Source organism: Clostridium chromiireducens, assembly GCF_003575225.1.
GTDB lineage: Bacteria > Bacillota > Clostridia > Clostridiales > Clostridiaceae > Clostridium > Clostridium chromiireducens.
The window spans coordinates 898540-911784 of the sequence record NZ_QXDJ01000003.1 but is presented as its reverse complement, the minus strand read 5'-3'; the positions used below and the strand labels follow the sequence as shown (position 1 = coordinate 911784).

Annotated in this window: 10 protein-coding genes and 1 other annotated feature; of the genes, 9 read left to right on the top strand and 1 reads right to left on the bottom strand. The window is 29.3% G+C overall.

Annotation, left to right across the window (positions count from 1 at the left end; all coding sequences use genetic code 11):
- Nucleotides 1-446: 446 nt before the first annotated feature.
- From D2A34_RS15705 to D2A34_RS15685, 5 genes are all read left to right on the top strand, one after another.
- Nucleotides 447-1073, top strand: coding sequence for a DUF47 domain-containing protein (locus D2A34_RS15705; protein WP_079439605.1), 627 nt, complete (start codon nt 447-449; stop codon nt 1071-1073).
- Entirely contained in the window at nt 1066-2064 is a 999-nt protein-coding gene (locus D2A34_RS15700; RefSeq protein WP_079439606.1) for an inorganic phosphate transporter, read from the top strand. Before D2A34_RS15705 ends, D2A34_RS15700 begins: the two co-directional genes overlap by 8 nt.
- 263 nt (nt 2065-2327) lie before the next feature.
- Nucleotides 2328-3527: an Mbeg1-like protein gene (locus D2A34_RS15695; RefSeq protein WP_119367252.1), complete on the top strand. Its 1200-nt coding sequence runs from the start codon at nt 2328-2330 to the stop codon at nt 3525-3527.
- Nucleotides 3528-3702: 175 nt separating this feature from the next.
- Nucleotides 3703-4548, top strand: a complete 846-nt coding sequence (locus D2A34_RS15690) for a metallophosphoesterase (protein WP_079439608.1) — start codon at nt 3703-3705, stop codon at nt 4546-4548.
- Nucleotides 4549-4647: 99 nt separating this feature from the next.
- Nucleotides 4648-5025 (top strand): phage holin family protein, encoded by a 378-nt coding sequence (locus D2A34_RS15685; RefSeq protein WP_079439609.1) that lies wholly within the window; start codon nt 4648-4650, stop codon nt 5023-5025.
- A gap of 109 nt (nt 5026-5134) precedes the next feature.
- Here the strand turns inward: D2A34_RS15685 and gloA2 are convergent, their stop codons facing one another.
- Nucleotides 5135-5515 carry an SMU1112c/YaeR family gloxylase I-like metalloprotein gene (gene gloA2, locus D2A34_RS15680; protein WP_119367251.1) on the bottom strand — a complete coding sequence of 127 codons (381 nt, stop codon included), beginning with the start codon at nt 5513-5515 and terminating at the stop codon, nt 5135-5137.
- Nucleotides 5516-5681: 166 nt separating this feature from the next.
- On the opposite strand from gloA2, the gene D2A34_RS15675 reads away from it, so the two are divergent.
- From D2A34_RS15675 to D2A34_RS15660, 4 genes are all read left to right on the top strand, one after another.
- Nucleotides 5682-6872, top strand: coding sequence for a MalY/PatB family protein (locus tag D2A34_RS15675; protein ID WP_119367250.1), 1191 nt, complete (start codon nt 5682-5684; stop codon nt 6870-6872).
- A 478-nt stretch (nt 6873-7350) separates the two neighbouring features.
- The gene (locus D2A34_RS15670) at nt 7351-8829 is read left to right on the top strand and encodes an Lsa family ABC-F type ribosomal protection protein (protein ID WP_119367249.1); all 1479 of its coding nucleotides are present in this window, start codon (nt 7351-7353) and stop codon (nt 8827-8829) included.
- A 109-nt stretch (nt 8830-8938) separates the two neighbouring features.
- Nucleotides 8939-9237: a binding site (T-box leader), on the top strand.
- Nucleotides 9238-9479: 242 nt separating this feature from the next.
- Nucleotides 9480-12125, top strand: coding sequence for a valine--tRNA ligase (locus D2A34_RS15665; RefSeq protein WP_119367248.1), 2646 nt, complete (start codon nt 9480-9482; stop codon nt 12123-12125).
- Nucleotides 12126-12332: 207 nt separating this feature from the next.
- Nucleotides 12333-13172: a TerC/Alx family metal homeostasis membrane protein gene (locus tag D2A34_RS15660; protein ID WP_079439614.1), complete on the top strand. Its 840-nt coding sequence runs from the start codon at nt 12333-12335 to the stop codon at nt 13170-13172.
- Nucleotides 13173-13245: the final 73 nt, after the last annotated feature.

Sequence of the window (13245 nt, the reverse complement as noted above, 5' to 3'; positions counted from 1 at the left end):
AAATGTAAAGTATAAATTTAATATTTTATTAAATTATATATTTTAAATATTATAATGATGGATAAAGTTTTATTAAATTAGTTAATAATATGTTATACTTATGTTAATAATTGTTAATACTAAGCTTATTAAAAGGCTATATCAAATTGCATTAGAAAATGACTTTATCTATTTGATTACTATTAATCTTTATTTTAAATGGCGTTTAATACTGGAGGCATAACATAGGTATTATATCCAATAATATTTACCATTTTACCTAATTATATAACCAATATTTTCAACTAAATAAAGTTGGTGTCATGATAAAAACGTTTTAATATTAAATTTAGGTTAAGTTTTATTAAAAATAGTTTAAATTTATTTTAAAATAGAATATACTGGTACAGGATTGTAATTTTCAATAAATATGTCGAATTTTATATTTTACAGGGAGATGTGATAGTATGTTTAATTTAAATCCAAAAGAAGATAAGTTCTATAAAATGTTTATAGAAGCAGCTCAAAACGTTGATGAGGCTGCATCGGTTTTAAGAAAAAGTTTAGATTCATTATCTACTAATATTGATCTTAATGTAAGTAAGATTGAAGAATTAGAACATAATGGAGACAGATTAGTAAATACTATGGTTAAAGAGCTAAATGATTCATTTATTACTCCATTTGATAGAGAAGATATGTATTTATTAAGTAAAAGATTGGATGATATATTAGATTTAATTAATTCAACAATACATAGATTTGTAATGTTTAATGTTACAGAAAGTACAGATGCATCTAAATATCTTGCAGATATGATAATTAAATGTACAAAGCTAATTGTAGAACTAATTAGTGAGCTTCACTTAATAGGAGGTAAAAATTCTATAAGTGAAAAAATTATTACAATAAATCAAATAGAAAGTGAAGTGGATCGTTTATTTAGAACAACAGTGGGTGATTTATTTAGAAATGAAAAAGATCCAATTGAAATTATAAAATGGAAAGAAATATATCAAATACTAGAAAACACCATTGATAAATGTGAGAAAATAGCAAATATTATAGAGGGAGTTGTCATTAAAAATGCTTAGCACTATGACCATAACAGTATTAATAGTAATAATGGTACTGGCATTTGATTTTATAAATGGATTTCATGATACAGCTGTAGCAGTTGCTACATCTATTACAACAAGAGCACTTACTCCAAAAGCTGCTATAATACTATGTGCTATATTTAATTTTATGGGTGCATTTAGTGGAACAGCAGTTGCTAAAACTGTAGGTGCAAATATTGTAGATCAATCAAATATTAAGCAATGGGTTATACTTGGGATGTTAATATCAGCAATTATATGGAACTTAATCACATGGTATTTTGGTATACCAAGTAGTTCTTCTCATGCATTAATAGGAGCACTTGTTGGTGGAGGAATTGCCTATACTGGAAGTTTTAACGTGGTAAATTGGTATAATCTTTTTAATAGTGTAATTATGTGGATATTTATTGCTCCAGTTATAGGTTTTGCTGCCGGATATATATTAATGATAGCTTTGAACTGGATTTTAAAACCATTTAAAATCCAATTTATAAATAAATTGTTTTTAAAACTTCAAGTTGTTGCTGGTGCATTTATGGCATTTGAGCATGGTGGAAATGATGCTCAAAAGTCCATGGGAATGATAACAATGGCATTATTAAGTGGAGGATTTATAAGTTCATTTAATGTTCCAACTTGGGTTATAATAGCATGCGCTTTAGCTATGGCGTTAGGGACAGCTGCAGGAGGAAAAAAAATTATCAAAACTATGGGAAGTGGAATGGCGAAATTAACACCAGTAAATGGGTTTACAGCCCAAACAGGTGGTGCGGCAGTAATATTCTTAGCAACTTTATTCCATGCTCCAGTAAGCACAACCCACATAATATCAACAACAGTTATGGGAGTGGGTGCATCTAAGAGAATTAAGTCAGTTAAATGGGGAGTTGCTCAAAATATAGTTTGGGCTTGGATTTTAACAATACCAATAACAGCAGTTCTTTCGGCGATAATCATATATATAATGAAAATATTTATGTAATTAAATACTTATTTTAGTTATTATATAATCAAAAGATAAAACCTGTAGACAATAAATTGTCTACAGGTTTTATCTTTTGATTATTTTTACACCATGTAATCAGAGTATAATCAAAAACATATTTATGAGGTTGACAATTAGTCATATAAAATAACTAATTGTCTATGTGATTTCCGTATGAAAATTATTTAATTTAGGGACTTTTTACAATGTACGTGAATAACTTATAAAATGAGTTACCGCATTAATTTAGTGGAGGAAGCATGTATAATTCATATTTTGAAGAGTTAATACTTCTAGATATTTTAATTAACTTAGACTGGAATGCTTATGAGGATGAAAAACTTATTGATATAGTTAAAGATTTAATAAGGAATGGAAATTATAATTATTTGATGGATGAAATTGGAGATTGTACAATTAAAATGCTTAAAAGTGACTGGTTATTTGTACTAGAAAAGATTTTAAGTAATCAAAGGTTAATTGATTTAAGAATAAAAAATGTTGATGAATACTATAAAAATGGAATGAAGTATGTTTGTTTAGTGAATCAAGAAAATAATGCCATAGTAGTATTTAGGGGCACAGCTACAACAGAAGAATGGGAAGATAATGGTCAAGGTGCTTATGAATATGAGACTAAAGAGCAGATTGATGCCCTTAATTTTATAAATGGTCTTAATTACGAAAAAATTACTGTTACAGGTCATTCGAAAGGCGGGAATAAAGCTCAATACACAGCGGTATTATCTCCTAAAGTAACCAAATGTATTTCAATAAATGGACAAGGATTTTCAAATGAGTTTATAAATAAATATTCGTTTGAAATTTCGAGAAATGAAGAGAAAATAATTTCTATAAATGCTAAATATGATTATGTCAGTTGTTTATTTAATAATATTTCGAATGAATGTCATTATTTAAAAACACTAATACAAACAAATCCTTTTGATTACCATAAGGCTCATATATTACTTGACCCAACTGGAGGATTAAGACCTGAAACTGATGAAGCAATAATATCAAATATAATAAATAAATTTTCCACATATATAATTTCAGATTTACCCAAAGATGTAAGCAAACTTGTTGTTGATAGAGTTATAGATATAGTAGAAATGGTTTTGTGCCGGGATGAGAATGGTGGTAATATATTTCAGGAAATGGGTAAGTATTTGCTGATGGAGTGTTATGAGAGTTCTGTAGAGTATAAAGAAATATTCAGTATTAGTTTTGTTATAGCTGAAGTACTAATTTTACCATTGCTATTTTGGAGCGATTTAATATTAGCTGAGGAAACTAAATCAAAAGATGTTATCAAAGATATTATCAATAAAATAATTGCTATTGGAGAAAGTAAAATAATAAAATTAAAATTAATCGATAAGACTCAAATTAATTTAATTGATAAACTTTCAAAAGCGATTCATGAGTTAACAGAGAGGCTTGAAAAGGAAATATAATAATTTATAAAGACCTAACAAAATTGTTAGGTTATTTTTATGTCCGTTTTTGTGAAGAATATTATATATATACTTTTCTATAAAAAGTATGTGTATAATAAAGTAAAGTATAAGATTATAGAATTTTATATCAGATTGTAATATATAAAATATACATAAATAGTGAGGAAATTTTATGATTAAACATTTATCGATATTGTTGGGTTTTTCTTTATTATCATCGGCAGTATACTTAGATAATAAGCTTTTAAAGGTAACAAAATATAATATTAGGAGTGAAAAGATTCCAAAGGAATTCAATGAATTCAAGATAATTCATTTGTCGGATTTTCACAATTATGTTTTCAATAAAGAAAATACAATGGTAATTAAAAAAATTAGTATTGAAAATCCAGATATTATTGTGATGACTGGAGATATGGTTAATAAATATGATACGAAATTTAACCAATTTTTAGAATTAGTTAGAAAGCTTAGTCAAAGGTATAAAATTTATTATATCATAGGAAATCATGAAAAAAAATTAAAAAAAGATGATTTGGATTTAATAATAAATGAATTAAATCTATCTAATGTCAATGTTATCAACAATAATAGTAAAGTAATTATATCAAGAAGGAACAAAGTAATAAATATTTATGGATTAGATATACCACTTGAATTTTATAAAGTTAGAAATAGACCTACTAATATAACAACAGTTGTTGATGCAGTACTGAACAGGTGTAATATGGATGAATATAACATTTTATTAACACATAATCCATTATTTTTCGAGACATATTCTAAACATAATGTTGATCTAATATTAGCAGGCCACGTTCATGGTGGAATGATAAGGATACCTTTTATTGGCGGTGTACTTTCGCCGGAAAGGAAGTTTTTCCCGAAATACAGTGGTGGTCTTTATGAAATAAATAAGAAAAAGCTCATTGTAAGCAAAGGTATTGGACATAGTAAACCTGGAGTAAGAGTGTGCAATATGCCGGAAATAGTAAGCATAACTTTACTGAATTCATAATTATTTAACCGTTTCTTATAAAAAAGTTATATATTTTTTGAGAATGGGAACAATAACTATACACCCATAAAAAATTGATTTTTAAGGAGGTAGTTATTTATGGCAAATGATAATGAACATTCAAAAAGAGAGTCATCTGGAAGTACAAGTATCTTAGGCTGGATAGGAAGATTGGTATTAACAATAGTTATTTTAGGAATAACATCATTCTTTACACCAGGTTTTAGTATTAATGGAATATGGTCATATATATTAGCTGCAATCGTAATTAGTGTATTAGATTATATAGTAGAACGATTTATGGGAGCAAGTGCATCACCCTTTGGTAGAGGCATAAAGGGATTTTTAATAGCAGCTATAATATTATATTTAACTCAATTTTTCGTTCCAGCTATGAGCGTATCAATATTAGGTGCAATATTAGCAGCTTTAGCAATTGGTATATTAGATGCAATATTGCCAGGTAAAGTAATGTAATAAATAAATTATAGGGATGGCTGAGTAAGCATCCCTATAATTTTTTGCGTTGAAATAACATTTTAAATTCAATAATACTATAACTCATAAAAATATAGGTATTAATAAATTACTCGTGAAGTTCTAATGGTAAACCATCTGGATCACTGAAGAAAGTAAATTTTCTGCCAGTGTATTCATCAATTCTAATAGGTTCGGTAGGAATGCCATTAGCATTTAATTCAGCTATAGCATCTTCAATATTATCTATGCGAAAAGCCAAATGTCTTAGGCCACAAGCTTCAGGATATGATGGTCTTTTAGGAGCCTTAGGTATAGAAAAAAGCTCTATTTCACTATGACCAAATTTTAAATCTAGTTTATAGGAATCTCTCTCTTCCCTATAATTTTCACGTATAACTTCTAGACCAAGAATGTTTACGTAAAAGTTTTTTGAAACTTCATAATTTGATGCAATAATAGCAATGTGGTGCATGGAATCTAAGTTCATAATATTTCTCCTTTTTAACATAGTATAAAAGTTCATGATTTCAATTAAAAAATCTATCATTAGATATTATATATCATTTTAAGAAGATTTTTTATAAAAAACTCAATATGAATTGTTGATAATTATTTATTAAGAAAGTAATATAATATGCAAGGAGGGAATATTAATGAAATATGATTTTGAAACTTTAGTTTCTAGAAAAAACGTGGGTTCGAGTAAGTGGAACTTGATGGAAAAATATAATGTTGATACTAGTAAGAATATAATACCATTTTCTGTAGCAGATATGGAGTTTAAAAATCCGCCAGAAATAATAGAAGGATTAAAAAGATACATGGATTCTAGTGTTTTCGGATACACCGAAGCTACGGAAGATTATTACGATGCAGTTTCTAGTTGGATGGAAAGAAGACACCATTGGAAAATTAAAAAGGAATGGATTACTGAATTTTCAGGAGTAGTTCCTGCCTTATATACAATAGTTAGGGCGCTGACGAAGGAGGAAGATGGTGTACTTGTAATGACCCCAGTGTATTATCCTTTTTATAAATCAATTTCAGCTAACAATAGAAGAATAGTAAAAAGCGAATTAATTCTTTGTGAGGATCATTATGAAATTGATTTTAAGGATCTCGAAGAAAAGGCAAAATTAGAAAGTACAAAATTGATGATTTTATGTAATCCTCACAATCCTGTTGGTAGAGTTTGGAGAGAAGAAGAACTAATTAAAATAGGAAAAATATGTTTAGATAATAATGTGCTTATTGTGTCAGATGAGATTCACTTTGATTTAATAATGCCTGAATATAGACATACAGTTTTTGCTAATATTTCAGAAGAATTTGAACAGAATTCAGTTATTTGTACTGCGCCAAGTAAAACTTTTAATTTAGCAGGCCTTCAAACTTCAAATATAATTATTCCTAACAAGAAAATAAGAGATAGGATCTTAAGTGAGCGTAGAGCAGTCATTGGAAATTCAGGCTTAAATATTTTTGGATATAAGGCATGTGAAATAGCCTATAACCAATGTGAAGAATGGCTAAATGAATTAATACAGGTATTAAATACAAATAAAGCATTAGTGGAAAACTTTATGAAGCTGAATATCCCAGAAGTTAAAGTAATAAATTTAGAGGGAACATATCTTCAATGGATAGATTTTAGGGTTTTAGAGAAAGACCATAAGGCATTAGAAAAGTTTATGACAGCAGAGGCTATGTTGTTTTTAGATGAAGGTTATATATTTGGTGATGAAGGAAGAGGTTTTGAGAGAATTAATTTAGCGTGCCCGACCAAAATACTTCAAGGAGCTTTATATAGGTTGCTTGAGGCAGTGAAAAAGTGCTATAGATAAACTAGGTAGGTTAAAATTAGATAATTCAATCAATATTGATTTTTTTGATGCTTAGTGATACAATATAATAAATTTGAAATTTGAGGTGAAATGATGATTAGATTTTCTTGCTAGTTTTTAAAGTGCAATATAACAAAAAGATAAATGGATGTTTTCTGTTTATTTTGTGTGTACTTATGCAAGAAAGTTATTATTTTTTCTCTTAATGTATATCTTATGTTATACTATGATGATTAGTTTAACTATGTATATTTATGAGCTGTAAGAATGATAATATCTTACGGCTTTTATTTTTTTACAAATAAGGGAAATAGGGAGGATTGTTATATAATGGAAAATACAGATACGTCGCTAGCGCATGATAAGCTCCATATAGAGCCGGAAACTTCAGGTGACCTTTATATGGAGTAAGACAAGTCACCTATTGTTCCGACTTTGTTACCTTAACTATTAATTAATTACAAAGGAGGACAAAAATATGTCTTTAATAAATGTTACAAACCTGACCTTCTCCTATGAAGGCAGTTACGATACTATTTTTGAAAATGTTAGTTTTCAAATCGATACAGATTGGAAATTGGGATTTACCGGAAGAAATGGACGAGGAAAAACTACATTTCTTAACCTTTTACTTGGAAAGTATGAATATAGGGGAAATATTTCAGCTAATGTAACTTTTGAATATTTTCCTTATGAGGTACAGGAACAAGAAAATCTCACTATAGATATAATAAAAGAAATCAGTCCAAATTCAATGGATTGGGAAATAATTAAGGAATTATCATTCTTGGATGTAGACGATGATGTTCTATATAGACAATTTTATACTCTATCAAAAGGAGAGCAGACTAAAGCTATGCTTGCTGCTATGTTTTTGAAGGAGAATTCATTCCTACTTATTGATGAGCCCACAAATCATTTGGATGCTGATGCTAGAAAAAAACTTAGTAATTATTTGAGAAAAAAGAAAGGTTTTATTCTGATTTCCCATGATAGATATTTTTTGGACAATTGCATTGATCATGTTCTTTCTATAAATAAGACAAATATAGAAATACAAAAAGGTAATTTTTCAAGTTGGTGGGAAAATAAAAAAAGGCAGGATGGATATGAGCTAGCAGAAAATGAAAAACTTAAAAGAGATATTAATCGTTTATCGGAGTCTGCCAAGAGAACAAACAGTTGGTCAAATGAAGTGGAAAAATCAAAAAAAGGAACAACAAATTCAGGCTCTAAGATTGATAAAGGTTATGTTGGTCACAAGGCTGCTAAAATGATGAAACGTTCCAAGTCAATCGAAAACAGGCAGCAAGCTTCTATTGAAGAGAAGTCTAAGCTCCTTAAAAATATTGAAAGCTCCGACAGCCTAAAAATTTCCCAACTTGCTTATCATAAAAATAAACTTGCGGAACTAGAAAATATTTCAATTTATTATGGTAATATCCTTGTTTGCAAAGATGTTAGTTTTAATATTGAGCAAGGGGATAGGATTTCAATTAAAGGTAAAAATGGTTCAGGCAAGTCAAGTATTATCAAGCTTATTTGTGGTGAGGATATAAAATATACAGGTACTTTCAGAAAAGGAAGTGAGCTTAAAATATCGTATGTATCGCAAGATACATCGCATCTTAAAGGCAACTTAACTGATTACGCTTTTGAAAACAATATTGATGAAAGTCTTTTTAAAGCAATTTTAAGGAAACTTGATTTTACAAGAATTCAATTTGAAAAAGATATGTCATCTTTTAGTGGCGGTCAAAAGAAGAAAGTGTTAATCGCAAAAAGTCTTTGTGAGAAAGTTCATTTGCATATTTGGGATGAACCGCTTAATTTTATTGATATTATCTCTCGTATGCAGATAGAACAGTTACTGCTTGAATATTCACCGACATTATTATTTGTGGAGCATGACAGCGAATTTTGCAAAAATGTTGCAACAAAGTCCTTTGAGTTTTAGCTGGTCTGTTTACGGATAAAATAGTAAATAAATTATATAATAGAATTTATCTAAAAACTATTATTGACAAAATTTATACAATAATATATCATGATAAGTAAATTAATATATAAAAGCATTGAAAAAGAGGAGTAAAAATTTTAAGGCATTAAAGGAAACTCAGAAAATAAAATTGAGGAGTACAGTTCTTTAGCTAAATCATAGATTTAGAAAAGACTAGCAAGAGAGAGGGAGTAGCTGAAAACCCTTATGCAAGAAATTTTGAAGGTAGCTTTTGAGCTTCTTTAGTGAAATAGTAGTAGCTAAAGACGGTTTATCTGAATCGTTATTTGAATTAAGAGTCCATTAAGACATGTTATAATTGTTTTTGTGGAAATAAAGGTGGTACCGCGAGCTTTCGTCCTTTTTTGTGACGAAGGCTTTTTTTGCATTGAGAATTCAAAAGTGAGAATCAAAATTTTATATTTTGTTCTTCGAACTTTCCCTGTGGGCATCTTTGATTTGGTTATTCGAAAGCCCCAGCGAATGAATGTGAGTCGGGTTTCCATATTTCAAAAGTAAAATTAATAAACCTAAAAAGGAAAGTTTAATTTAAACTCCTTGGAGATATTTTTACAAATGTTAACTGAACTAAGTTTGGAGGAATGAAAATGTCAGAAGAAATGAAAAATATATCAACAACCTATGATCCTAAAGAATTTGAAGATAGGATTTATAAGAATTGGGAAGAAAAAGGCTACTTTACACCACTAGTTGATAAAAGTAAAAAGCCATATACAATAGTTATGCCACCACCAAATATAACAGGTCAGCTTCACTTAGGGCATGCCTTTGATGACACGCTTCAAGATATGCTTATAAGATTTAAGAGAATGCAAGGTTATGCAGCATTATGGCTGCCAGGTGAAGACCATGCATCTATTGCAACTGAAGTTAGGGTTGCGAACATGCTAGCTGAACAAGGCTACGATAAAAAAGAAATGGGAAGAGAAGCATTCCTTGAAAAAGTTTGGGAATGGAGCGATAAGTATAGAGCTACCATAAGAAATCAAGTTAAAAGACTTGGGGTATCAGCTGACTTTACAAGGGAAGCATTTACAATGGATGAAAATCTTAGTGCAGCTGTAAAGCATGTATTTGTTAAGTTATATAATGAAGGCTTAATTTATCAAGGAAATAGAATTACTAACTGGTGTACTCATTGTCAAACTGCGTTATCAGATGCAGAAATTGAATATGAGGAACAAGCAGGGCACTTCTGGCACATTAACTACCCATTAGCTGATGGCAGTGGTTTCCTTGAAATTGCTACAACAAGACCTGAAACATTACTTGGAGATAGCGGTGTGGCTGTAAATCCTAATGATGAAAGATATAAGCATCTTATTGGTAAAACAGTAATATTACCATTAGTAAATAGAGAAATTCCTATAGTTGGAGATGACTATGTTGATTTAGAATTTGGAACTGGTGCTGTTAAAATGACTCCTGCACATGATCCTAATGACTTTGAAGTTGGAAAAAGACATAACCTTGAAATTATAAGAGTTATGGATGATCAAGGTATCATAAATCACTTTGGTGGAAAATACCAAGGATTAGATAGATATGAAGCGAGAAAAGCTATTGTTAAAGATTTAGAAGAGTTAGGACTTTTAGTTAAGGTTAAAGATCATGCTCATAACGTTGGTACACACGATAGATGTGGAACTACTGTAGAACCAATAATATCTAAGCAATGGTATGTTAAGATGGAAGATCTGGCTAAGCCAGCGATAGAAGTAGTTAAGAATGGAAAAACTAAGTTTGTTCCTGAAAGATTTGATAAGATATATTACAATTGGATGGAAAACATTCAAGATTGGTGTATATCAAGACAATTATGGTGGGGACATAGAATTCCTGTTTATTACTGTCAAGATTGCGGTGAAATGATGGTACTTGAGGATGCACCAAAAGCATGTACAAAATGTGGAAGTACTAATTTAAAGCAAGATAATGATGTTCTTGATACATGGTTTTCTTCTGCATTATGGCCATTTTCAACACTTGGCTGGCCAAATAATACAGAAGACTTAGAATATTTCTATCCAACAAGTACACTAGTTACTGGGCATGATATTATATTCTTCTGGGTTGCAAGAATGATATTCTCAGGAATTCATTGTATGGGTGAAACTCCATTTGATACTGTTCTTATTCATGGTCTTATAAGAGATTCACAAGGAAGAAAAATGAGTAAATCTTTAGGAAATGGTGTTGATCCATTAGAAGTTATAGACACTTATGGAGCTGATGCCTTAAGATTTATGATAGCAACTGGTAATGCTCCTGGTAATGACATGAGATATTATCCAGAAAGAGTTGAATCTTCAAGAAACTTTGCTAATAAAATTTGGAATGCTTCAAGATTTGTCATGATGAATCTTGATAAGGATGTAATGAACAAATACAAAGACTGCAAGGAATATTCTTTAGCAGATAAGTGGATATTATCAGAGATGAATACTTTAATTAAAGAAGTTACAGAAAATATGGAAAAATATGAACTTGGAATTGCAATGCAGAAGGTTTATGATTTCATGTGGACTGAATTCTGTGATTGGTATATAGAACTTGTTAAGCCAGTATTCTATGGTGATGATGAAAAAGCTAAGGGAATAGTTTATAATGTATTAAACACTGTTTTAATTACAGGATTAAAATTATTACACCCAGCTATGCCATTTATAACAGAAGAAATATTCACTCACTTAAGTGATGAAGAAACAATAACAACTTCAGCTTGGCCTGTATTTGATGAAGCGTTAGTTAATAAAGAAGCTGAAAATGATATGGCTTTTGTAATTGAAGCTATAAAAGGCTTAAGAAATGTAAGAGCTGAAATGAATGTACCACCTTCAAGAAAAGCTAAAGTAATCTGCTATATAGCAGAAGATGCTAAGAAAGCATTTAATGCAGGTTCTGCATATATTGAAAAATTAGCGTCAGCTTCAGAAGTTGAATTTATAGCGGACAAAGCTAATGTTCCAGCAAATGCTGTATCTCTAGTTGTTAAGGGTGGAGAATTATTTATGCCGTTACTTGACTTAGTTGATAAAGAAAAAGAATTAGATAGATTAAATAAAGAGTTAAAGAAATTAGAAGGCGAAATTGATAGAATAGATAAAAAGCTAGGAAATCAAGGATTTGTTGCAAAAGCACCAGCAGCAGTAATAGATGCAGAAAAAGAAAAGAGAGTAAAATATGTAGAAATGTTAGAAGCTGTTGAAGCAAGAATAAAAGCTTTAGATTAAGAGATAATTAGAGGTATTGCCAAATATTATATTTGGCGGTATCTTTTTTTGTTATTTGTTTAAACATTAAACAAATACAACACTTATCCATTAATATCAGCCTAAGATTCACAAAAAAAAATAATTTTTAAATTTATAATTATTACGGATATAACAGAATAAAAATTAATATATATAATTTATAAATATTATGTGGAGGGTTTAGAATTGAAAGATAAAAAGCACTTAGTTAACTTGATTTTTTGGATATCCTTATCTATATTATTTAATATTATTGTATATTATACACGAGGTGAGAAATCTGCTATTGAATATTTTGGGGGTTACATAGTAGAAATGTCGTTAAGTTTAGATAATTTATTTTTATTTTTAATGATATTTTCAAGCTTTAGGATAAGACCAGAATATCAAGAACGGGTACTGCTATATGGTGTTATCGGAGCAATGGTATTAAGGCTGTTATTTATTTTACTTGGTGTAGCAATTGTTAGTAAATTTAGCTTCTTGCTTTCTGTATTTGGTATAATATTATTACTTAGTGGGATAAAAATATTTATAAGAGAAGATGAAAACATACAATTTCACGATAACTTTGCTGTGAAAATTTTGAGGAAAGTAATTCCAATAACAAATACTTTACATGGGAACAAATTTTTCGTAAAGCAAAATAGAACTCTTCATGCAACCCCTCTACTTGTAGTACTATTAATAATAGAGTTTTCAGATATTATATTTGCAATAGATTCAATACCAGCTATCTTTTCAATAACTACAGATACTTTTATAGTTTACACATCTAATATTTTTGCTATATTAGGACTAAGAAGCATGTACTATATATTAGAAAGAATGAATAATATGTTTAAGTTTATGAAATATGGAGTTGGATGCATTTTAATGTTTACAGGATTAAAGCTTCTACTACTATTTTGGGAAATTGAGATTTCAGTTACGAATTCCGTATTGATAATAATATCAATTTTATTAAGTAGCATTCTAGTATCTTTAGTGTGTGGAGAGATTAGTAAACTTAAGAATCGATCTTAAATACTATAATTATATAAAAAGAATAATATCAGCGTTCATAATTAAAAATTAGGTGGGAGCTTTATCTTAGAGT

What these genes read in the sequence shown, in the direction of transcription:
- D2A34_RS15705 (WP_079439605.1), top strand. Translation starts at nt 447, where the DNA reads ATGTTTAATTTAAATCCAAAAGAAGATAAGTTCTATAAAATGTTTATA.
- D2A34_RS15700 (WP_079439606.1), top strand. Translation starts at nt 1,066, where the DNA reads ATGCTTAGCACTATGACCATAACAGTATTAATAGTAATAATGGTACTG.
- D2A34_RS15695 (WP_119367252.1), top strand. Translation starts at nt 2,328, where the DNA reads ATGTATAATTCATATTTTGAAGAGTTAATACTTCTAGATATTTTAATT.
- D2A34_RS15690 (WP_079439608.1), top strand. Translation starts at nt 3,703, where the DNA reads ATGATTAAACATTTATCGATATTGTTGGGTTTTTCTTTATTATCATCG.
- D2A34_RS15685 (WP_079439609.1), top strand. Translation starts at nt 4,648, where the DNA reads ATGGCAAATGATAATGAACATTCAAAAAGAGAGTCATCTGGAAGTACA.
- gloA2 (WP_119367251.1), bottom strand. Translation starts at nt 5,515, where the DNA reads ATGAACTTAGATTCCATGCACCACATTGCTATTATTGCATCAAATTAT.
- D2A34_RS15675 (WP_119367250.1), top strand. Translation starts at nt 5,682, where the DNA reads ATGAAATATGATTTTGAAACTTTAGTTTCTAGAAAAAACGTGGGTTCG.
- D2A34_RS15670 (WP_119367249.1), top strand. Translation starts at nt 7,351, where the DNA reads ATGTCTTTAATAAATGTTACAAACCTGACCTTCTCCTATGAAGGCAGT.
- D2A34_RS15665 (WP_119367248.1), top strand. Translation starts at nt 9,480, where the DNA reads ATGTCAGAAGAAATGAAAAATATATCAACAACCTATGATCCTAAAGAA.